We start from the raw sequence: 21,523 nt of genomic DNA, 5'->3' as shown, positions 1-21,523 counted from the left end.
AGGATGGACGCGTGCCTCTGACCTCCTTCTCCTCGCCACTCGTCGGGCGTGACGACGAACTGGCCCGCCTCGCCACGGTCCTTGAGGGTGCGCGCGGCGGGGCCGCTCGGGCCGTTCTCATCGGTGGGGACGCCGGGGTCGGCAAGACCCGGCTGCTGGACGAGGTCACCCAGAGCGCCGCCCGGGACGGGATGACCGTGCTCACCGGGCACTGTGTCGACCTCGGGGACGTCGGTCTGCCCTATCTGCCGTTCACCGAGATCCTCGGTGTGCTCGCCTCCGACGAGCGCTTCGCCCCCGTGCTCGCCGGTCATCCGGTCGCCGAACGGCTGCTGGGCGGCGAGGGCAGCGGCGGCCGGCTCCAGCTGTTCGAGGGCATCGCGGGGCTCCTGGCCGATCTCGCGGACGTGGCCCCCGTGTTGATCGTGCTGGAGGATCTGCACTGGGCCGACCAGTCCTCGCGGGACCTGCTGCGCTTCCTGCTCAGCCGGGGCATTCTGCAGCGCCCGGCCGGCGGGGCGCCCACGCATCGACTCGCGGTGTTCGCGTCGTACCGCGCCGACGATCTGCACCGGCGTCATCCGCTGCGGCCGCTGCTGGCCGAGTTGGTGCGGCTGCCCGCCGTGGAGCGCCTCGAACTGCGGCCGCTGGGCGACGCGGAGGTGACGCGGCTCGTGCAGGCGCTGCGGGAGCGGCCGTTGCCGGACGCCACGGTCCGGCGGATCGTGGAACGGGCCGAGGGCAACGCCTTCTACGCCGAGGAGCTGGTCGCCGCGACCGACACCGAGGTCGGCGGGGTGCCGAGCGGGCTGGCCGACGTACTCCTCATCCGCTTCGAGCAGTTGTCGGACACCGCCCAGCTGGTGCTGCGCACGGCCGCCGTGGCCGGGCGGCGGGTCGAGCACGACCTGCTGCGGGAGGCCGTAGGACTTCCGGAGGACGAGCTGGAGTCGGCGCTGCGCGAGGCCGCCGGACGGCAGCTCCTCGTGCCGGGCGACGGGGACACCTACTCCTTCCGGCACGCGCTCGCCCGTGAGGCCGTCTACGCCGATCTGCTGCCGGGCGAACGGGCCCGGCTGCACGGCGCGTTCGCCCGACTGCTCTCCGCGCGCGGCCGTCGCGCGGAGTCCGCCGCGGAGCGCGCCCACCACTACCGCGAGAGCCATGATCTCGCCGAGGCCCTGGCCGCGTCGCTGGAGGCCGCCGATCACGCCCAGCGGGTCGGGGCGCCGGCCGAGGAGCTACGGCATCTGGAGGCGGCCCTGGACCTGTGGTCGGCGGTGGACGCGTCGGCGCGCCCCTCCGAGGACCGGGTCACGCTCACCCTGCGCGCGTCGGCCGCTGCGGCGCACGCCGGGGAGTCGCATCGCGCGGTCTCCCTCACCCGCTCCGCGCTCGCCGGCATCGACCAGGACGCCGACTCCGAACTCGCAGCCCGGGTCCGCTACACCCTGGCCGGGAACCTGATCAGCGTCGACAGTCTGACCGCGGCGTTCGCGTACAGCAGCGAGGCGCTCGCCCTGATCCCGGCCGATCCGCCGTCGCGGACGTGGGTGTGGGCGGCGGCCACCCATGTGATGGCGGCCCGCCATGTCGGCGAGAACGAGACGGCGTTGCGGATCGCGCACGAGGCGCTGCGGGTCGCCGAGCAGCTCGGGGCCACGGACGCGCGGGCCGACCTGCTCATCTCCCTCGCCGGCCTCGAAGGCGCCGGCCGACGCACCCCGGAGGGGCGGGAACGACTGGGGCAGGCCCGGGAGTTGGCGCACCGCTCGGGCAACGCACCGGTGGAACTGCGGGCGTTGTTCAACCTCGCCATCGGCAGTTACGAGTCCGGCGATCTCGAGGAGGCGCTGCCCCATCTGACCGAGGGCATCGACCGGGCGCGGCGTGCCGGACTCCTGTCCTCGCTGTACCCGCAGGCGATGCGCCATCTCCAGCTTCTGGTGCTGTACACGCTGGGCCGCTGGGACGAGGCGCTGAAGGCGGCCGGCGGGGCCGGGATGCTGCCCGCGATAGACGGGTACGCGGCCGGGCCCGCGCTCTATGTCGCCCTGGCCCGCGGCGACTTCACGGCCGCCGACCGGGCTCGTGCCCTGCTCCGGGGCCACTTCGACTGGATGGCCAGCCTCGTCGCGGCCATCGCGCTGACCGAGGCGGCGTCCCTGCGCGGGGACGCCGAGGCGGCGGTGGAGCAGGTGCGTTCGTCCGTGAAGGCCCTCACCGACGACGCGGGCACCCGTCCCGATGTCGCGGTCCGGCTGGCCGCGCTCGCGCTGTCCGCGGTCGCCGACACGACCGCCGGGTTGCGGTTGTCCGGAGACCAGGCGGGTGCGGGACGCTGGGCGGCCCCGGCGGACGAACTGCTGGAGCTGGCCCGGCACACGGCCGCGCGCGGTGACGACGGCAATCCCCAGGGGCCGGAGGGGCAGGCGTGGCTGGCACGCGCCGAGGCGGAGTGGGTGCGGGCGGTGTCCGGTCCGGACGTGGCGGCCTGGGAGAAGGCCGTCGCCGCGTTCGACTTCGGTGACGCCTATGAGCACGCCCGCTGTCGACTGCGGTACGCCGAGGCCCTGTTGGCGGCGGATCGGCGCGAGGAGGCGGCGGCGGAGGCCGCTGCGGCGCGGGAGGCCGCCGTACGACTGGGGGCCACGCTGCTGCTGGAGCAGACGGACGCGCTGATGCGCCGGGGGCGGTTGTCCGCGGCGCCGAAGGCCGCGTCCGGGCTCTCGCCGCTGACCGCCCGTGAGCAGGACGTGCTGCGGCTCCTCGCCCTCGGCCGCAGCAACCGGCAGATCGGCGAGGAGCTGTTCATCAGCGGCAAGACGGCCAGCGTCCATGTCTCCAACATCCTGGCGAAGCTGGGGGCCGCGAGCCGTACCGAGGCGGTGGCCGTCGCCTACCGCGAGGGCCTGATCGCGCCGCGGTGACGGCCCGTCAGTCCCCCGCGCACTTCAGGCTGTCGAGGTCGACGGCGTCCGCCATCGCCTGCATGCCCTTGTCGTTCGGGTGGATGTGGTCGCCGCCGTCGAAGAAGGGCAGCATCCGTTCGGGGTCGTAGGGGCTGCGCAGGATGCGGTCGAAGTCGGTGACCGCGTCGAACTCCCCGCTGTCCCTGATGAACCGGTTCACCTCCTGCCGTACGGTCTCGGCGGCGGGGTCCCACTCCGACCAGCCCTTGAAGGGGCCGACGGTGGAGACGACGAGGCACTTGCCGGCCGCGTGCACCCGGTCGGCGATCTCCCGGTAGCCGTCGATCATGTCCTGGGCGGTGACACCTGTATGGGATTTGATGTCGTTGACGCCCTCCAGGAGGAACACCGTGCGCACACCCGGCTGGGAGAGGACGTCCCGGTCCAGTCGGTTCAGGGCGCTCTGGCCGGGGCCGTCCGTGAGCACCCTGTTCCCGGAGATGCCCTCGTTGGCCACGCCCTTGACAGTGGTCCGTGTCTTCTGGAGCCGCCGGGCCAGATAGTCGGGCCAGCGGCGGTTCAGATCGGTCGTCGACTGCCAGCCGTCGGTGATGGAGTCGCCGAGCGCGACGACCGCACCGGTGTCCGGGGCGGCCCGCACGGAGACCGAGTCGAGGTAGAACCAGGAGCCGATCGGCGAGGCCCACCGGGCGCCGCTCTCCTCGGCGGTGTGGTCGCCCTCGGTGAGGTACGACGTCTGCATGGCCATCCAGTGCCCGGTGACCGGGCCTGCCGCGTCCGGGCTGTGGACGCTGACGACCAGGTCGGTTCCGGCGGGCAGCTTCCCGGGCAGCGGATCGCTGTAGACGGTGGCCCCGGCCGGGACGGTGACGGAGTCCGCACCGCCGAAGGCGAGCCGCCGGTTGCTGCCACGGACCAGCTCGGGTCCCTCCTGCTGGATCCCGGCGTAGACGCTGTCGAAGGTCACCGGTCGGTCGCCGAAGGCGTTGGAGAGCCGGATGCGCAGGTCCCGACCGGCGACGCTGGTGTGCACGACCATGCGGTAGCCCCGGTCGGCGACTCCGTCACCCATGCGGTCGGCGCTCGCACCCCAGGTGACGACGCCGTAGGGCGGACCGTCGGCGGCCGAGGCGGGGGCGATCTGCAGGGCCGCGACGGTCAGGCCTGCGGCCAGCAGGCGGCGGGCCCGGATCATCGGTCGAAGTCCTTCAGCGTGACCGACGCGCCTGGTCGCAGCGTCACCGTGCGCCTCGATCCCCCGTACTCGACGGTCGTGGTACGGCCGTGGACGCTCCGTATGCGTGCCTCGATCGGTATCCCGTCCCTCCACCGCAGATCGACGACGAAACCACCCCGCGCCCCTACCCCGCTGATGGCTCCCGATGCGGCCCAGGCCGCCGGAAGTGCCGGGAGCAGTTCGATGTGACCCGGGCGGGAGTAGACGAGCATCTCGATCACCGCGGCCGGAGTACCGAAGTTGGCGTCGATCTGGAAGATGCCCCGGCCGCGTTCCACCTCGTAGATGTCGAAGAGGTTGAACGCGGTGCCGTTGCTGCCGTCGGTGGAGGGGCGGAGGTTGTTGACGACCAGCTGGTAGGCGTTCTCCGCGTTCTTGAGGCGGGCCCAGCACAGGGCGCGCCAGGCGTTCGCCCAGCCGAAGCTCTCCATGCCCCGGGCGGTGAGCAGGGCGGTCGCGCCCGCCACGAGGTCGGGCGGGGAGTCGGGGCGGATGCGGTCGCCGGGGAAGAGGCCGACGAGTGGGGACAGGTGCCGGTGGGTGGTCTCCCCGAGGTTGTCGGGGGACATCCATTCCTCCAGCCACCCCGTCTTCGGGCTGACCTGCGGCAGATGGAGGCGCTTGCGCAGACCTGCGACGGTGTCGGCGAAGCCGCTGTCCCGCTTGAGCTCGGCCGCCGCCGTGCAGTAGTTGCCGAAGAGGGCCCACACCAGCTCCTGGGCGTAGGTGATGCCCTTGGCGTCGAGCGGCCCGTGTTCGGGCGACCAGTCGCTGTCGGCGACGAGCACTTCCCGTGAGGTGCCCGGCAGGGTGAGGGTGAGCAGCCGGGCCTCCCAGAACTCGCAGGCGCCTTTGAGCAGGGGGTAGATCTTCTCCAGATGAGTGCGGGAGCCGGTGAACTCGTAGTGCTCCCAGAGGGAGTTGCACAGCCAGGCGTTGCCCGCCGGGTGCCACCACCAGCCGCCTCCGCCGTACGGGTTGGTGGAGATGGCGACGGTCCAGCCGGCGTTCTTTCCGGTGGAGTTGCGGTAGCGGTTGCGCGGGTCGTTGAAGAGGCGGTGGGTCAGGTCCGTCCAGGACGGGAGCTGGGCGAGGCAGTAGTCGGTGAACGCGTCGAAGGACTGCGCGAGGCCCGCCCGGTCGGCCGTCCAGTAGTTCATCTGGAGGTTGATGTCGGTGTGGTAGTCGCCCATCCAGTCCGGGTCGTTGCCGTCCAGCCACAGGCCCTGGAGGTTCAGCGGGAGGCTGTCCCGTGATCCGGCGATCATCAGATACCGGCCGAACTGAAGGTACTGGGCCTCCAGTTCGGGGTCGGGTACTCCGTCGCGGGCGCGGGCCTTCAGCCGCTCCCAGGTGTCCAGCGCTCGCTGTGCGGGCGTGGACGTGCCGAGGGCGAGGTCGAGTTGTCCGAACAGGGCGCGGTGGTCGGCGACATGGGTGCGCAGCAGGGTGTCGGCGGGGTGCGCGGCGGCGTCGTGGACCTTGGTGCGGGCCAGCTTCTCGGGGTCGAGGGAGGGGTCGCGGTAGTGCGCGTTCGGGTCCGGCGCGTAGTCGGTGCCGCCGCTGACTACCACGGTGAGCTCGCGGCAGCCGGAGAATTCGACGCGGGTGCCGTGGACGGCGACCCGGCCGCCGCTGCCGTACGCCTCGACCGCGGCGCCGTAGCGCAGCCCGTTGGGCAGGGCCGCCCCGAAGGAGACGCCCGTCGCGCCCTCGCCGTGCGTGCCCTCCAGGGTCACCGAGCCGGTGTAGCGGCCGCCGCCGCTCTGGGTGAAGTGCAGGACGATGACGTCGTCGGGGTGGCTGGCGAAGATCTCCCGGCGGTAGGTGACACCGGAGCGGACGTACGACGTGGTGACCACGCCTCGGGCGAGGTCGAGGGTGCGGCGGTAGCCGTTGACGGCGGACAGGTCGTGGTCGGGGATGTTCACGGCCAGTCGGGCGAGCAGGGTGAACGAACCGAAGTCGGCGCGCCCGTAGGGGAATTGGCCGTCGGTGTCGAGGGTGTCGTTGAGGCCACCGGTCCACATCGTGGCGTCGGTGACGAGAAGGAGTTCACGGCCGGGGTCGTTGCTCGCGAGGGCGCCGAGCCGGCCGTTGCCGACGGGCAGGCCCTGTTCGATCATCGAGTGTTCGTCGGCGGGGGCCCGCCACCAGAGCGTGGTGCGGGAATCGCCCTCGTACGACGGTGAGTCGGCGGTGGGCCGGTCCGGGGCGGCGGTGGCGGTGTAGGTCGGCAGCGCGGCGAGGGCGCCGGTCGTCGCGGCGAGGGCGAGCAGGCCGCGTCTGGAGGGTTCGGTGGTCATGGCGGCTCCTGGTGGGGGGTCAGGACTGGGGGACGTCGATCCGGTCGATGTCCGGCGCGTAGCCGGTGCCGCTGTCGAAGGTGATGGTGTTGGTGCCGGCCTTGAGGGTCACGGGCACGTGGACGCTGGAGACCGTGCCCCAGTCGCCGGTGGAGGGGAACTTGTGGCCGGTGCCCGCGCCGCCGTTGGCGGAGACGTTCACGGAGCGGGCGTCACCGCTGACGTAGGCGACCTTGATCTGGTAGGTGCCGGGCTCGGCGACCACGACGTTGTCGACGGTCAGCTTGCCTCCGAGGTAGAGGTTGCCGACCTTCTTGCCGTCGGAGCAGGCGGAGCAGTCGGCGACGGAGGCGTTGCCGGCGAGGGTGTTGGACGGGGACTCGGCCTCGATGCCGGTCCACCGCAGCGTCGTGCCGCGCGGGGTGACGGTGAACAGGCGGGAGCCGTGGGCGGGCAGGGCCTCGGTGATCCCGTTCTTGTGGGTGCCGAGGTTCTCGTGGTTCCACAGGTCACGGACGGCCGCCTTGCCCTGGAAGCCCAGGGTGGACCAGTCGGCGCTCACGGAGGCCGGTTTGTCGGCGAGGTTGAACAGGGCGACGGTGTAGGTGCCGTCGGTGTTCTTCGCGGCCCACACCTGCTGCGGGTCGGACGGGGTGACCGGGTGGGCGGGCGGGTCGGTGCCCTGGTCGACGGCGATGACCTCGCGGTTGGTCAGCAGGGAGAGGCCGTAGGAGTCTAGGCGGGTGAGGTCGTCGCCGGTGTAGAGCGGGGACTTGGCGATGGCCCACAGGGTGGCGTAGCTCTGGCGCTCGGCCTTGGTCAGGCCGTCCATCTCGCCGTTGCCGACGTCGAGGGAGTCGAGGTCGTTCCAGCCGCCGGGCCCGGCGTGCCGGGTCCAGGCCGGGGTGTCGTCCCAGCGGTCGTCGACGGAGTTCTCCCAGCTGACGAGGGTGTTGCAGTAGCACTCGACGTCGGTGTCGACGCGCCAGCCCTGTGAGTACTTCTTCCAGTCGCCGGCGTGGCCGATGTCCAGGGACCAGGACAGTTCGAGGTGGATCGGGCGGCCGGTGGCGGCGATCGCCCTGTTCCAGGCGGCGACGTCGGCAACGTTGTCGTACTGGTCGCCGCTCTTGCCGGACCCGGGGCCGACGCCGTCGAGCTTCAGGAAGTCGTAACCCCAGTCGGCGATCAACTGCGCCTGGGAATCTATGTACTTCGCGGTGCAGGGCTTGGCGAAGTCGAGTTTGTAGGAGCTGTCCCAGCCGTTGGTGGTGCGCAGGTCGTCGTAGACGATGTCGGCGGTGGTGCAGCCGTCCGCGTTGTGGATCGGCGTCCCGCCACCGCCGTACGCGCCCTTCTCCAGGCCCGCCGGGAGATAGATGCCGGCCTTGAGGCCCTTGGCGTGGAGGTCGTCGGCGACGGCCTTCATGCCGCGCGGGAAGCGGCCGGGGTCGGGCTTCTGGCGGCCGTACTCGTCGAACCCGGACTTCCAGTTCTTGTCCATCCACCAGCCGGCGTCGATGTTGACGTGGTCGTAGCCGTACTTCTTCAGCCTGGTGGCCAGGGCGCCGGCCTGCTTCAGGACGTTGGCCTCGGTGAGATAGCTGTAGTCGCCGTCCGGGTTGAGGCCGGGGTACTTGGAGGACTGCATGCTCCAACTGGACCAGCCCATGTACGGCTTGGCGGCGAGGGTGGGCGCGGAGGCGTCCGCTGCGGGAGCGGGCGGGGTGGTGTCGGCGGCGTGGGCCGTGGGGACGGCGACCGCGGTCAGGGCGAGCACCAGCAGGGCTCGCGCGGGCAGGGCGAAGTACGAGGATGACCGCATGGGTCGTACCTCCTGGGGTCGGCTCGATTCAGCTGTCGGCTCGGATGAAGGACTGGATGGCGGTGGCGGCGGCCCCGCGCGCCCACTCCTCGAAGGGCAACGGGCGGGTACGGACGTCGCATTGGGCGGCGGAGCCGAAGGCGGCCGCGACGAAGGCGTCACGGATCTGCTCGGCGAACAGGTCGTAGGCGGTCAGGCCCTCACCGGAGATGATCACGCGCTCGGGGCCGAGGAGGTTGGCGACGGTGGCGATGCCCCGGCCGATCGCCTCGCCGGCGCGTGCGTACACCTCCCGCGCCCCGGGGACCCCCCGGTGGGCCATGGCCAGGGCCTCGGCGGCGTCGGCGAGTTCGACGCCGGTGGCCTCCCGGATCTGCCGGACGATGGCGGCTTCTCCCGCGATCGCCTCCACGCAGCCGCGGTTGCCGCAGTGGCAGGGCGGACCGGCCGGGTCGACGGTGACATGGCCGATCTCCCCGGCGACACCGTGCGCCCCGGCGACCACCCGGCCGTGCACGACGAGACCGCAGCCGATGCCGGCGCCGACGGTCACCACGGCGAAGTCGGACAGTCCGGCGCCGGCGCCGAACCACTGCTCGGCGACGGTCAGGGCCCGCACGTCGTTGTCGACGGTGACCGGCAACCCGGTGGTCATGGCGGCGAGTTCGGCGAGCGGTACGTCACGCCAGTCGAGGAACGGCGAGTAGCGGACGGTCCCTTCGCCGCGGTCGACGTCTCCGGAGACGGCGACGCCGAGGCCCAGGACGGGCGCCCGGAGGCCCTCCGCCTCGGCGAGGAGGTCCTGCGTCAGCTCGGCGATGGACGCCAGGACCGCCTTGGGGGCGCGGTCGGGCAGGGATATGTGCCGGGCGTGGCGGATGCGGCAGCACAGGTCGCTGAGAACGCCGATGATCTCGTCGCCGGTGACCTTGACGCCGATGAACAGCGCCCGGCCGCCGTCGACCCGGACCAGGTTGGCGGGGCGCCCGAGCGCGGGCCGGGCCTCCGCGTCCGCGTCCTCCACCAGGTACCCGGCCTCGATCAGCGGTCGGACCGCCTTGGTGACGGCGGCCGGTGAGAGCCCGACCCGCCGGGCCACCTCCAGCCGGGCCAGGGGGCCTTGGGTCAGGACGGCGGTGAACACCTGGGAGGTGGCGGGGGTGTTGACGGGGAACGTCTCGGCTCCAGGGGTCGGGCGCATGGCCGGAAACCTATGAGGGTTCTTTTCCGTCGTCAATAAAAGAAACAGAATTGACTGTGCGTCGGCTCTGTCGACGCTGTGCCGGGCGGCCCGGCCGCCGGATGCGAGGCTTCCGGCGGTCGGGCCGGTGGATCAGTGCCGGGCCGCGGGCGTGTTGGCCGCGGTCACGTTCACGGCGGCCCAGGAGCGGTCCACCGCCTTGTACTCCGTGCTGCCCGCGCCGTAGAGGTCCTTCGCCGCCTTCAGCGTCGCCACGCGGGCGTCGTGGAAGTCGGTGGTGGAGACCATGTAGCGGGTCAGGGCGCGGTAGTAGATCGCCGTGGCCTTGGTGCGGCCGATGCCCTTCACCGGCAGGCCGTCGATGGTCGGCGAGTCATAGGTGACACTGCCGATCGTCTTGCGGCCGCTGCCCTCGGCGAGGAGGTAGTACGCGTGCGAGGAGACGCCGGAGCCGGCGTGCACCTCGGCGTCGTAGACGGCCGGTGACCAGTAGTCGATGGCGCCTTCGAGCTCGTCGAGGGACGGCTTGTCGAGGCGGCGCAGGAACTTCTGGTCCAGGCCGAGCTTCTCACCGAGGAGGTAGTTCGGCGGGTTCTTCGGGTTGTTGGCGCTGAACTCGACGTTCGAGCCGAAGACGTCCGCCAGGGACTCGTTGAGAGACCCTGCCTCGCCGTACTGGTTGCCGTCCGCGTCCACCCGGGTGGGCTCCAGGCGGGCGGTGGCGTCCACGACGCCGTGGGTGAGCTCGTGGCCGGTGACGTCGAGGACGACGAGCGGCTTCTTGAACATGTCGCCGTCGCCGTCGCCGTACAGCATGCAGCCGCAGGTCGGGTCCCAGAACGCGTTGGCCACCCTGTTGCCGAAGTGGACCATCGCCTTGGCACCCTTGGAGTTGTTGGCGATGCCCTTGCGACCGAAGGTCTTCTTGTAGAAATCCAGGGTCTTGGTGATGCCGTACTGGGCGTCGACGGCGGCGCTGGCCCGGCTGGAAACGGTGCCGTTGCCCCACTTGTTGGTGGTGGAGGTGAACTTCTTGCCGCGGGTGAAGATCTCCAGCTCCTGGCCCTTGGCGTCGCGGGTCTCGGTGCCCCAGCGGCTGGGGTCCTTCAGGAGGTAGCTGCGCGTGCCCGTCTTGGTGGTGGTGAGCGTGACCTTGCCGGCGAACAGCGAGTTCCCGGTACCGGACGCCGTCGCCGCGAGCGCGGAGGCCTGCGGGGCGGTGCCGGTGGCCGGGTCGAGCGTCTCGCCGCGCTCCCGCAGGGCCTCGACGAGCTTGGGCGACAGGAACTCGTCGCTGTCGGGCGTGTTGCTGCGCACCTTGCCGGTGAGGGCGTCGACGACGACCGTGCGGGAGCCGCCGGCCTCGGTGGTGGCGCTGGCGGTCACCCGCACCTGGTAGGCGAGGGCCGAGGCGCCGTCTCGGGCGTCGACGACGAGTTCGGCCGGTTCCGCGGCGCCCTTCGCGACGGCGGCGGCCTTCTCCTCGGCCTGGCCGGCGGTGAGCCGGGCGCGCGCGGCCTTGGGCTCGACCTGGTGGTCGGCCGCCCGGGTGACACCCGTGTAGGTCAGCCGCTCGGTGAGGTGGACGACGAGATCGCCGCCGAGGACGGGCATGCCCTGGTGCGTCCGGACGAACCGGACGTGCCGGGCCCCCTCCGGGTCGATCAGCACGTCCTGGGCGTGGAGTTCGTCGCCCTGGGCCACACCGGTGGCGGTGGCGTGGGCGAACGCGGCGGCGCGGGCCGCGTCGACGACGGTCGTGGCGGTGACGGCCGCAGCCTGGTCGGGCTTCCCCGTGGACGGGTCGGCGATGGCCGTGCCCGCGAGCCCCGTGGCGGCCGTCGCCACGGTGACGGCGACAGCCAGGCTGCGTATGTGGGGTCTACGCACTGTTGAGGGTTCCTTCGTGCGAAGGCGGCCGGGATCACCAACCGCCCTGGGACATGGCGCGGTTGGGCGCCATGGGGGCTGGTCGGGCCCCGGTTCGCAACCCTTACGGATGAGTCATGTCCACGTAAAGCCTAAATCATCGGTTTTCTGGCTTTTCAGGGCAATACTTTGCAAATCCGCACCGCCCAGTGATCAGCGGCTGACCAACTGTGCGTCGGCTGTGGAGATGTGACGGGCTGCGAGAAGGTTGCCCGGCGTCCGTGTGACCGATCTCGCATCGAGGACTCACCGCCAGAAACGGGAGAAACAGTCGGATGTCATCACAAACACTGCGCACGGCAACGGTGTCGGGGACGGTCCTGCTGTCCCTGCTGGCGGTCCCGGCGCACGCCACGGCGGACAGTGCCCCCGCCCGGGCCGGTGCCACGGCCCTGGCGCAGCCGGACCTCGAAGGTGTCCGCGCGGTGCTGCGCACGGCCGTGCGGCAGGGCGCGCCCGGCGCGCTGGCCCGCATCGACGACCGCGGCGCGGTCCACCGGGCCGTCACCGGAGTCGCCGACCGCGGAACCGGACGCACCATCAGCACGCTCGACCGGTTCCGCATCGGCTCCGTCACCAAGACCTTCTCCGCCGTGGTGCTGCTGCAACTGGTCGACGAGAAGAAGCTCCGGCTGGACACGTCCGTCAACCACTATCTGCCGGGACTGCTGCCCGACGACCGCATCACCGTGCGGCACGTCCTGAGCCATCGCAGCGGCCTGTACGACTACACGAACGACATGTTCGCGCGCACGGTCCCGGGCTTCGAGGCCGTCCGCACCAAGGTCTTCACCTACCGCGAGCTGGTCGAGCGCTCCCTGCGGCACGCCCGCACCAACGGCCCCGGCGCCGCCTACTCGTACTCCAACACCAACTTCGTCGTCGCCGGGATGCTCATCGAGAAGCTGACCGGCCACCCCGTGCAGACCGAGTACCGGAGCCGCGTCTTCGAGCCCCTGAAACTGCGCGACACCTTCTACGTCCACCCGAACACGAAGCTCCCCGGCCGCCACGCCCGCGGCTACCTGACCCCGGACACGCCGGGCGCGGCCCTCGTCGACGCCACCCGGCAGACCACGTCCTGGGCACAGAGCGCGGGCTCGGTCATCTCCACCGCCGGGGACCTCAACACGTTCCTGTCGGCACTGCTGCGGGGCAAGCTCACCTCCGCCGCGAGCCTGGACCAGATGCGGCGCTGGTGGACGGTCAACAGCAACACGTCGTACGGCCTCGGACTGCGCCGCCGGACCCTGTCCTGCGGGGTCTCGGTGTACGGCCACACGGGCGCCGTCCAGGGCTACTACACGTACGCGTTCACCTCGAAGGACGGCAGGCGCAGCCTGAGCGCGGCCGTCAACACCTCCAACAACGGGACGGTCCTCAACACCATGTTCGGCACGCTGGAGTCGGCGTTCTGCGGGAAGCGGGCGAAGACGTCGCGCGGCTCGGCGGCCGGGGTGGAGCGGTACGAGGACATCGCGCCCGGCGTGCCGAGGGACTGAGGCGGCGGGAACCCGGGGCCGGGGGGCGGACGTTGTCCGGACACCCCCTCCCGGGGTTCCGCGCCACGACACCAGCAGGACGGCCCGATGACCGAGTTGGTTCCCGGGGGCAATCTGCCCCTGCCGAGCGGCATCGTGACCGTCCGGGTCCCCGGCCCGTTCGACGTGTCCGCGCTGATCACGGACGACGACGGAAGGGTCCGCGGCGACACCGACTTCGTCTTCTACAACCAACCCGCCGCCCCCGGTGCCCGGCTGACCGGCGACACCCTGACCCTCGACCCGGCCCGACTGCGCGCCGGTGCCTCCAGGGTCACGGTCGTCGCCAGTCCGGCCGACCCCGGCACTCCCCTGGGCCTGCTGCCCGCACCCGTGCTGGACGTCACGGGCCCCGGTGGGCGTCTCCTGGCCCGGTTCGCCCCACCACGCCCACGGCAGGAGACCGTCCTGCTCCTCGCCGAGGTCTACCGACGCGGCACCGGCTGGAAGCTCCGCGCCCTCGGCCAGGGGTACGCCGACGGACTGGCGGGACTGGCTCGGGACTTCGGCGTGGAGGTCACCGACGACGCACCGGCGCCCCCACCGCGGCCCCTGAGCTCCAGAGCACCCGCACCACCGCTCACCCCCTCCTCGCCTCCCGACCCCGACGGCTTCCTCCGTCTGGTCAACTCCGCCCGCGCCGCAGCCGGTTCACCGCTCGTCGCCCCGGACGCCCGACTCTCCTCCGCGGCCCGCGCCCATGCCGCCGCCATGGCCGCGTCGGGCCGCCTCGGCGTCGAGGGCCCCGACGGCGTCTCCGTCTACCAGCGCCTGACCGCCACCGGATACAGCTACGTCACCGTCGGCGAACACCTCGTCTCCGGCCCCCGCACCCCGGCCGAGTTCATCGACCACTGCCTGCGCACCGCACAGTCCCGACAGACCCTGCACGACCCGGCGTTCACGCACGCGGGCCTCGCGTACGTCGCCGACAGCCGCTCCGGCGACACCTACTGGACCGCCCTGTGGGCCCGCCCCCTCACCCCCGCCGAGCTCGCCCGCACCGCGTCCGAGGTCGTCGACCTCACCAACCGCGAGCGCACCCGGCAGGGGCTGCCGCCCCTGGCCGTCGACCCCCGTCTCACCACCGCCGCGCAGGCACACAGCGCCGACATGATCGCCCGCGCCTTCTACGCCCACACCGCGCCCGACGGGAGCCGGCCCTGGGACCGGGCCGCCGCAGCGGGAGCCACGCGGCGCTCGATCGGCGAGAACATAGCCTGCGGTCAGCGCTCCCCCGCCGAGGTCGTCGAGGGCTGGATGAACAGCCCGGGCCACCGCGCCAACATCCTCACCCCCGACTTCACCCACATAGGGATCGGCTTCGCGGGCGGTGGTGCGGCGGGGACGTACTGGACCCAGCTCCTCGGCGCCTGACCCCGTGACGGAACGAAACCCTCCGGGACACCATGCCCTCATGAAGGGTGACCTGTTTTCCAGTGAGCACATGGTCCAGCCGGCCACGGCGCCGGGCATGACCGTCGAGAACGCCAAGTGCATCAGGTACGCGGTGAACGGCGAGATGCTCGCCCGCCAGGGATCGATGATCGCCTACCGCGGCAACCTCCAGTTCGAGCGCAAGGGCCAGGGCGTGGGCGGCATGCTGAAACGCGCGGTCACCGGCGAGGGCCTGCCCCTGATGGCGGTCCGCGGACAGGGCGAGGCGTGGTTCGCGCAGGAGGCGCAGAACTGCTTCGTCGTCGATGTCGACCCGGGCGACGAGTTCACGGTCAACGGCCGCAACGTCCTGTGTTTCGACGCCTCGTTGGCGTACCGCATCGCGACCGTGAAGGGTTCGGGCATCAGTGGCGGGGGCCTGTTCAACAGTGTCTTCTCCGGGCAGGGACGCCTCGGCCTGGTCTGTGAGGGCAATCCGCTCGTCATCCCGGTCTCGGCGCAGTTCCCGGTGTACGTCGACACGGACGCGATCGTCGGCTGGACCGCCGGCCTGCGGACCTCGCTGCACCGCTCGCAGTCCATCGGTTCGATGCTGCGCGGCGGTTCGGGTGAGGCGGTCCAACTGATGCTGGAGGGCGAGGGATACGTCGTCGTACGACCGAGCGAGGCGACCCCGCACAAGCCGCAGCAGCACTGACCGCGGGGAAGGATCCCCGAGGAAGGTGATCTGCGCCTCACGAGCAACCCCGACCCGCCCCTCCACGTCTTGATCGGCAACAGGTGACACGCCCTGGCCCGCAACGGGTCAGGGCGGGTTTTCGGCGCACTATACGCACTGTGTATACGCAACATGTATACACAGTGCGTATATGCCCTTCGAAAGGCATCCATGTTCGGCAAGGCATTCGCCCCTGAGTATCAGGGCGCGCTCACCACCCTGTCCGTGAACTCCTCGCTGACCGAGGTACTGGCCGTCGGCACCGAGCAGTTGAGGGCCGCCGAGCAGGCGGGAAAGAACGCGGAGGCGGCCCGTTCCGGCCTTGCGGTCGCCGAGGCGCACCGCCGGCTCGGCCGCGTCGGCGAGGCCGACCGGGCGTGGAAGGCGAGCTACCGGTCGGCCCGGGAGGCCGGCGACCTGGGCGCGATGGCCTGGGCCCTGTGGAGCGGCGGCACCCTGGCCCGGCAGCGCGGGGCGCTCGCTCTCGCCCGGCGGCTGCTGGGCCTGGCGGCCGAACTGGGCGAGCGCGGCGGGGACGTCGTCGTACGGGGCTACTCGCTGGCGGGGCTCGCGGAGACCGGCCGGATCCAGGGCGACTACGAGGCCGTCGGACGGCTGCACGAGCAGTTGCTGGCCGAGGCCCGGCGGCGCGGGGAGGCGCGGCACACGGTGTGGGCGCTGGAGGGCATCGCCCAGATGCACCGCAACACCGGTGCCTACGACACGGCGTACGCCCTCTTCGAGGAGGCCGCGGAGGTAGCCGCGCGGGCCGATGACCGGCGCGGTCACGCCTGGGCGCTGCGCGGACTGGCCGACATCGTCTCGGTGCGTGACGGTGACGTGGAGCGCGCTCTGGCGCTGCTGTCGGAGGCGGAGGCGGGCTGCCGTGCCATGAGCCTGTCCGGCGCCCTCGCCTACAACCACAAGATGCGTGGCAACGTCTTTTACCGGGCCGGGCGTTGGGCCGAGGCCCGGGAGCTGTACGAGGAGGCGCTCGCGGAGTTCCGGGCGATGAGCGAGCCGCGCGGGGAGGCGCTGGCGCGGCTGGGCCTGGCCAAGTCGCTGGCCCGGCTGGGCCGCGACCGGGACGAGACGGCCGTCGAACTCGCCGATCTGTACGAGGTGTTGGGGCGCATCGGGCTCCGGCACGCGCAGGAGATGGTGGCGCGGGCCCAGGCGGAGTTCGGCGTGGAGCCGGGGGCCGCACGGTGACGACGGCCCTCAAGCAGCCCGTCCAGGCCGCTCACGTCCTCGACCGCTGCCGGGTGTTGGTGCGTCCCGCGCTGCGGGCCGCCGTCGATCGGCTGCATCCGTGGGTCGGTGAGATGGCCGCGTATTCCTTCGGCTGGTGCGAGGTCGGCGGTGCGCCGACGGTCGCGTCCGGGGGCAAGGGCGTGCGGCAGGCGCTGGCGGTGCTCGGTGCGCAGGCCGCGGGGGCGTCCGCGCGGGCCGGGGTGCCGGGCGCGGTGGCGGTGGAGTTGCTGCACACCTTCTCGCTGACGCACGACGACATCATGGACGGCGACCCGGCCCGGCGGGGCCGCGCCACCGTCTGGCAGGCCTACGGCACGGGCCCCGCGGTCCTCGCGGGGGACGCGCTGTTCGCGCTCGCCGTCCAGACCCTCGCGGTCGCCGGCCAGGGGCCCGCCGCGCTGCGGCTGGTGAGCCGGGCGCTCGGCGATCTGGTGCGCGGACAGGCCGACGACCTGCTCTTCGCCGCCCGCCCCTGGACCGGGCCGGGGCGGGTGGGCCCGGCCGAGTACCGGGCGATGGCCGAGCACAAGACGGGGTCGCTGCTGGGCTGTGCGCTCGCGCTGGGTGCCCTGCTGGGCGGTGCCCCGGCGGCTGTGGTCGACGCGCTGGACCGGGCCGGTCGGCACATCGGGGTCGCCTTCCAGGTCGTGGACGACGTGCTGGGCGTCTGGGGCGATCCCGCCGTCACCGGGAAACCCGTCCACGCCGATCTCCGGGAGCGCAAGAAGACGTTCCCGGTGCTGGCGGCCCTCGACACCCCCGGCCTCGCGGGGCTCCTGGAATCCGGGGACCGGCCCGAGGAGACGGCCGCCCTGATCGAGGCGGCGGGCGGCCGGTCCGCGGCGCTCACCGAGGCCCGCCGGCAGCTGGCCGCCGCGGAGGCCGCGCTCGCCGAGGTCCCCCTGGAAGCGAGCGCCGTCACCGACCTACGGGCCCTGCTGGACTTCCTCGTCCGACGCGACCTCTGAGGCGCCCCCCTCCGAGCCCTGTGTGATTCTGAAGCGGCGTGGGTCGTCCGTGCCGGAAGGGTGAGTGCCTTGATCGGGATCTCCGACATCGAAGCCGCGGCCGAGCGGATCGCCGGACATGTCGTCCGTACCCCCACCGTGCCGAGTCCCGGACTGTCCGCGCTGCTCGGGGCTCCGGTCACCGCCAAGCTGGAACTGCTTCAGCGCACCGGCTCGTTCAAGGCGCGCGGGGCGACCTCGAAGCTCCTCTCGCTGAGCGAGGCCGAGCGGGCCGCCGGCGTGGTCGCGGTCAGCGGCGGAAATCACGGCATCGCGCTGGCGATGACGGCCGCGGCCCTGCAGGTGAAGGCCACCGTGGTCATGCCGCGCTCGGCACCGGCCCGTGCCGTGGAGATCGCCGAGGCGGCCGGGGCGGTGGTACGGCTGACCGAGGACATGGACGGCGCGTTCTCCCTCGTCACGCGACTGCGGGACGAAGGACTGACGCTCGTCCACCCCTTCGACGATCCGCTGGTCATCGCCGGACAGGGCACCGTGGGGCTGGAGTTCGCGCAGGACGCCGGTGAGCTCACGGACGTCCTCGTCAGCATCGGGGGCGGCGGGCTGATCGCGGGGGTCGCGGCGGCGCTGCGGGTCCGTCGTCCGGGGGTGCGGATCTGGGGTGTGGAGACGGAGGGCGCGACGGCCATGTCCGAGGCGCTGGCGGCGGGCGGGCCGGTGCCGGTCGCCCTGTCGTCGATCGTCTCCACGCTCAGCGCGCCGGCGGTCTCGCAGCTGACCTATGACCATGTGGCGGCGCTGGTCGACGAGGTGCTCGTGGTCACCGACCGGGAGGCCGTGCGGGGCTCGCTGCAACTCGCCGACCACGCCAAGGTGTGGGCCGAGCCCGCCGCCGGCTGTCTGCTGCCCGCGGCCCGGCGGGTGCTGGAACGGGTCGGTGAGGGTGCCCGGTTGGGGCTGGTGGTGTGCGGTGGCAACGCGACGACGGGAGACGTCATGAGGTGGGCGGAACGATTCGGTGTTCTCTGACTTTTCGTCAATTCCCGGCCGGTGACCACGTGTCAGGAAAGCAGTTGCCGTTCGGCTGAACACACCCGGTCACGCCCCCCGTACCTGTGGGAAAGGTGAGAGCCAGGGGTTCAGCGAGGGATGACCATGGTCAAGGCGCACGTCTCCACACAAGAGCTGATCGCCGGACGGTACCGGCTCCTCGACGTCCTCCACCGCGAGACCAACCGTGTCTGCTGGCACGGCGAGGACACCGAGGCCGGCGGCCCCTGCCTTCTCACCCAGATCGGTCTGCCGCCGGATCCGGACGGCGAGAGTGCGCGACGGGCTGTCGCCCGGGTCGTCCGGATGTCCGAGACCATGGGCCGGCTGGCCCCCGGCCGGGTCGCCGTCGTCGTCGACGCCGTCGAGGAGTACGGCACCCTGTGGACCGTCACCGAGTGGATCGACGGCGTCCCGCTGGGCGAACTCCTCAAGCAGCAGGGCTCGTTCACCTACGTACGGGCGGCCCGCATCGGTCTGGAGCTGCTCGACGTGCTGGAGGCCGGGCACGCCGAGGGCATCACGCACGGGGAGCTCAGTCCGGGCCAGGTGTTCGTGCGGGACAGGGGCCCCGTGGTGCTGACCGGCTTCGGGCTGGCCGGCGCGACCCTGGCCCCCCGGGTGAGCGCCCCGTCGTACGCCTCCCCGGAGCAGGCCCGCGACGAGCGGATCGGACCGGCGGCGGACCTGTGGGCGCTGGGCGCGATGCTCTACTCGATGGTCGAGGGCCGGCCGCCGTTCCGGGACCGGGACAGCCCGGAGACGACGCTGAAGGGCGTGGACCGGTTGCCGCTGCGCAGCCCGGTGCGGGCCGGGCCGCTCACCCCGACCGTGCAGGGGCTGCTCCGCAAGAACTCCCGGGAACGGCTCGGTCGGCAGACGGTCCGCGAGGCCCTGACCCGGGTCGTGACCGAGGATCCCGAAGCGTCGCCGACGGCGGTCCCCGCGCCCCGGCTGCGCCGGCTGTACGCGGCAGGGCCGGGCCGCAGCCGGCGCACGATGGCCGCGGGCACCGCGCTGGCCGTGGTCACCGTCACCGCCGCGGTCCTCGCGGCGACTGGCCAACTGCCCACGGACTCCGACGACTCCGCGGCCGACGCACCGCCGCTCAGACCGACCGCCTCGGCCACCGGCGGACGGACGGCACAGCCCACACCGAAGCCGACCCCCACGCCGACCCCGACCCCCACCCCCACTCCTCCACCGACCACCGCGGCCCCGTCGCCGTCCCCCTCGGCCCCGGCATTCCAGCACTACACCGCGCCCCAGGGGTTCTCCGTCTCCCTGCCCCGGGGCTGGAAGGTGCTGAGCACGAGGACGCAGGACGACCTGGCGTACCGGGTCGTGCTCGGCGCCGAGGGCGACCCGCGCACGCTCGCCGTCACCTACAGCACGCGGGTGGGCGACGATCCGGTCGCGGTCTGGCGGGACGACGTCGAGCCGGGGCTGAAGCAGTCCGGGGACTACCGGCGCCTCGGGGACATCCGCGCGACGACGTACCAGGGGCGCGAGGCCGCCGACATGGAGTGGCTCTCCACGGTCGACGGCAGCCGTGTGCGGACCCTGGGCCGGGGCTTCCTGATCGGTGACGGGCGTGGCTACTCGCTGCGCTGGACGACCCCGGCGGCCGACTGGGACGAAGCCGCCGACCAGGAGGCCCTGGAGACGGTCCTGCGAACCTTCGAGGTGCCGTCAGCCTGAGTCGCGGGGTGCGCGCATCGCCAGGATCCGGGAGCTGTGCAGGGGCCGCGTGCGCCACTTCGCGGTGAACGTCCGGTCCGTGAGCGAGCAGGTCACCTCGACGTGGTGCGGTGTCTCCAGCAGCGCCACGTCGAGCACCAGGGTGTCCTCGTCGGTCCAGCCGCCGCTCACCGCGGCCGGTACCGGCGCCTCGGTGACGGTCCACCCCGGCTCGCCGAACCCCAGCTCCAGGCGGTGCCCGTCCTCGACGAAAGTGACCCGTCGCCCGGCCGCGTCGACCTCCACCGCCGTCAGCTTCGGAAGCTCGGCGCCGCCACCGTCGTACGGCGTGAACGCGACCGCGGTCTCCAGCGCGGCGGGTTCGCCCGCGGCGGGCGGCAGGGTGAGCCCGGCCGTCCGCTCGGCCAGCGAGGCGTCAGCCTGTGGCGTGGTGCGGCCGAACGCGGGGATCAGGTGCCGCCAGACGAGGTCCAGCACCGCCTGCATCTGATCGGTGGCGCCGGTGATCGCGACCACGGCGTCCTGCTCGGGCAGCACGAGGCAGTACTGTCCGTAGGCGCCGTCCCCGCGGTAGCCGTACCGGGACATCCAGAACTGGTAGCCGTACCCGAGCCGCCAGTCCGCCGACCAGGTCTCGTCGCCGCTCGCCATGTGGGACCGGGTCGCCTCCTCGACCCACCCCTCGGGCAGCACCCGCTCGCCCTCCCAGATGCCGCCCTGGAGATAGAGCCGGCCGAGGCGGGCGATCGCGTCGGTGGTGGCGTGCAGCCCGCTGTAGCCGAGCTGGCGCCCGGTCCGGCCCGTCAGCCAGGCCACGTCGCCGATGCCGATCGGGTCGAGGAGGCGGGGGCGCAGATAGTCGGTCAGGGACTGGCCGGTCACCCGCTGGAGGATCGCGGCGAGGGTGTAGGTGGTGGGCTGGTTGTAGGCGAAGACCGTGCCCGGGTCGCCGTCCGGCGGCAGCAGGAGGAAGCCGCGCACCGGCTCCTCGCGGTCCGTCTCCAGCGCCCGCTCATGGGTCTCGGCCGCGTGGCCGCTGGCCATGGTCGTGATGTGGCGGACCAGCATCGCGCGGCTGCGCGGGTCGGTGATGTCGGCGTCGAACTCCGGGAAGTACGAGATCACCGGGTCGTCGAGCCGCAGCAGTCCCTCGGCCACGGCGAAGGCGGCGGCCGTCGCGGTGAAGCTCTTGCTGAGCGAGTAGAGGAGATGGCGGCGGTCGGCGGTGTACGGCGCCCACCAGCCGGAGGCCACGACCTTGCCGTGCCGCAGGATCATCAGGCTGTGCGGCTCGATGTCCGGCGAGGTTTCGAGGGCGTCGAGGAAGGCGTGGACGCCGGACGCGTCGACGCCCTCGGCGGACGGGGTGCTCGTGGGCAGAGGGCGCGCGCTCATGCGGGCATCCTCCCCCGGTCGCCCCTCCATGATCCAGATGCCCGTCGGCTGTTTTCCGCGGCCCAGC

Annotated in this window: 14 protein-coding genes; 8 read left to right on the top strand and 6 right to left on the bottom strand. The window is 72.3% G+C overall.

What is annotated here, in order from left to right:
- Positions 1–11 precede the first annotated feature (11 nt).
- Positions 12–2,930, top strand: coding sequence for an ATP-binding protein (locus ACIHIX_RS15165; RefSeq protein ID WP_399955088.1), 2,919 nt, complete (start codon positions 12–14; stop codon positions 2,928–2,930).
- 7 nt (positions 2,931–2,937) lie between these two features.
- Here ACIHIX_RS15165 and ACIHIX_RS15160 read toward each other — a convergent pair whose 3' ends face one another.
- From ACIHIX_RS15160 to ACIHIX_RS15140, 5 genes are all read right to left on the bottom strand, one after another.
- Positions 2,938–4,128 carry an SGNH/GDSL hydrolase family protein gene (locus ACIHIX_RS15160; protein ID WP_399955085.1) on the bottom strand — a complete coding sequence of 397 codons (1,191 nt, stop codon included), beginning with the start codon at positions 4,126–4,128 and terminating at the stop codon, positions 2,938–2,940.
- Entirely contained in the window at positions 4,125–6,476 is a 2,352-nt protein-coding gene (locus ACIHIX_RS15155; RefSeq protein ID WP_399955082.1) for a glycosyl hydrolase family 95 catalytic domain-containing protein, read from the bottom strand. The genes ACIHIX_RS15160 and ACIHIX_RS15155 overlap by 4 nt, the downstream gene beginning before the upstream one ends.
- A 19-nt stretch (positions 6,477–6,495) precedes the next feature.
- Complete coding sequence (locus ACIHIX_RS15150) at positions 6,496–8,301, bottom strand: alpha-galactosidase D (protein WP_399955079.1); 1,806 nt, start codon at positions 8,299–8,301, stop codon at positions 6,496–6,498.
- 28 nt (positions 8,302–8,329) lie between these two features.
- On the bottom strand, positions 8,330–9,502 hold the full coding sequence (locus ACIHIX_RS15145; RefSeq protein ID WP_399955076.1) for an ROK family protein: 1,173 nt from the start codon (positions 9,500–9,502) through the stop codon (positions 8,330–8,332).
- A 132-nt stretch (positions 9,503–9,634) separates the two neighbouring features.
- Positions 9,635–11,392 (bottom strand): M4 family metallopeptidase, encoded by a 1,758-nt coding sequence (locus tag ACIHIX_RS15140; protein ID WP_399955074.1) that lies wholly within the window; start codon positions 11,390–11,392, stop codon positions 9,635–9,637.
- Between the two features lie 314 nt (positions 11,393–11,706).
- Between ACIHIX_RS15140 and ACIHIX_RS15135 the strand changes: the two genes are divergently transcribed.
- The 7 genes from ACIHIX_RS15135 (at position 11,707) to ACIHIX_RS15105 (ending at position 20,061) form a co-directional block, all read left to right on the top strand.
- Positions 11,707–12,933 (top strand): serine hydrolase domain-containing protein, encoded by a 1,227-nt coding sequence (locus ACIHIX_RS15135; protein ID WP_399955071.1) that lies wholly within the window; start codon positions 11,707–11,709, stop codon positions 12,931–12,933.
- 87 nt (positions 12,934–13,020) lie between these two features.
- Positions 13,021–14,349 (top strand): CAP domain-containing protein, encoded by a 1,329-nt coding sequence (locus ACIHIX_RS15130; RefSeq protein WP_399955068.1) that lies wholly within the window; start codon positions 13,021–13,023, stop codon positions 14,347–14,349.
- A gap of 40 nt (positions 14,350–14,389) precedes the next feature.
- Positions 14,390–15,067, top strand: coding sequence for an AIM24 family protein (locus ACIHIX_RS15125; RefSeq protein ID WP_399955065.1), 678 nt, complete (start codon positions 14,390–14,392; stop codon positions 15,065–15,067).
- 192 nt (positions 15,068–15,259) lie between these two features.
- On the top strand, positions 15,260–16,300 hold the full coding sequence (locus ACIHIX_RS15120) for a tetratricopeptide repeat protein (protein WP_399955062.1): 1,041 nt from the start codon (positions 15,260–15,262) through the stop codon (positions 16,298–16,300).
- The gene (locus ACIHIX_RS15115; RefSeq protein ID WP_399955059.1) at positions 16,297–17,310 is read left to right on the top strand and encodes a polyprenyl synthetase family protein; all 1,014 of its coding nucleotides are present in this window, start codon (positions 16,297–16,299) and stop codon (positions 17,308–17,310) included. Before ACIHIX_RS15120 ends, ACIHIX_RS15115 begins: the two co-directional genes overlap by 4 nt.
- Before the next feature lie 69 nt (positions 17,311–17,379).
- On the top strand, positions 17,380–18,339 hold the full coding sequence (locus tag ACIHIX_RS15110) for a threonine/serine dehydratase (protein WP_399955056.1): 960 nt from the start codon (positions 17,380–17,382) through the stop codon (positions 18,337–18,339).
- Positions 18,340–18,459: 120 nt separating this feature from the next.
- Entirely contained in the window at positions 18,460–20,061 is a 1,602-nt protein-coding gene (locus ACIHIX_RS15105) for a protein kinase (RefSeq protein WP_399955054.1), read from the top strand.
- On the opposite strand, the gene ACIHIX_RS15100 is transcribed toward ACIHIX_RS15105, so the two are convergent.
- Complete coding sequence (locus ACIHIX_RS15100; RefSeq protein ID WP_399955051.1) at positions 20,053–21,456, bottom strand: serine hydrolase domain-containing protein; 1,404 nt, start codon at positions 21,454–21,456, stop codon at positions 20,053–20,055. The genes ACIHIX_RS15105 and ACIHIX_RS15100 overlap by 9 nt on opposite strands.
- Between the last annotated feature and the right edge of the window lie 67 nt (positions 21,457–21,523).

The organism is Streptomyces sp. NPDC051913, assembly GCF_044593635.1.
Classification (GTDB): domain Bacteria; phylum Actinomycetota; class Actinomycetes; order Streptomycetales; family Streptomycetaceae; genus Streptomyces.
Note: the sequence above shows the minus strand (reverse complement) of the source record. Positions and strands in the feature narration are given on the sequence as shown.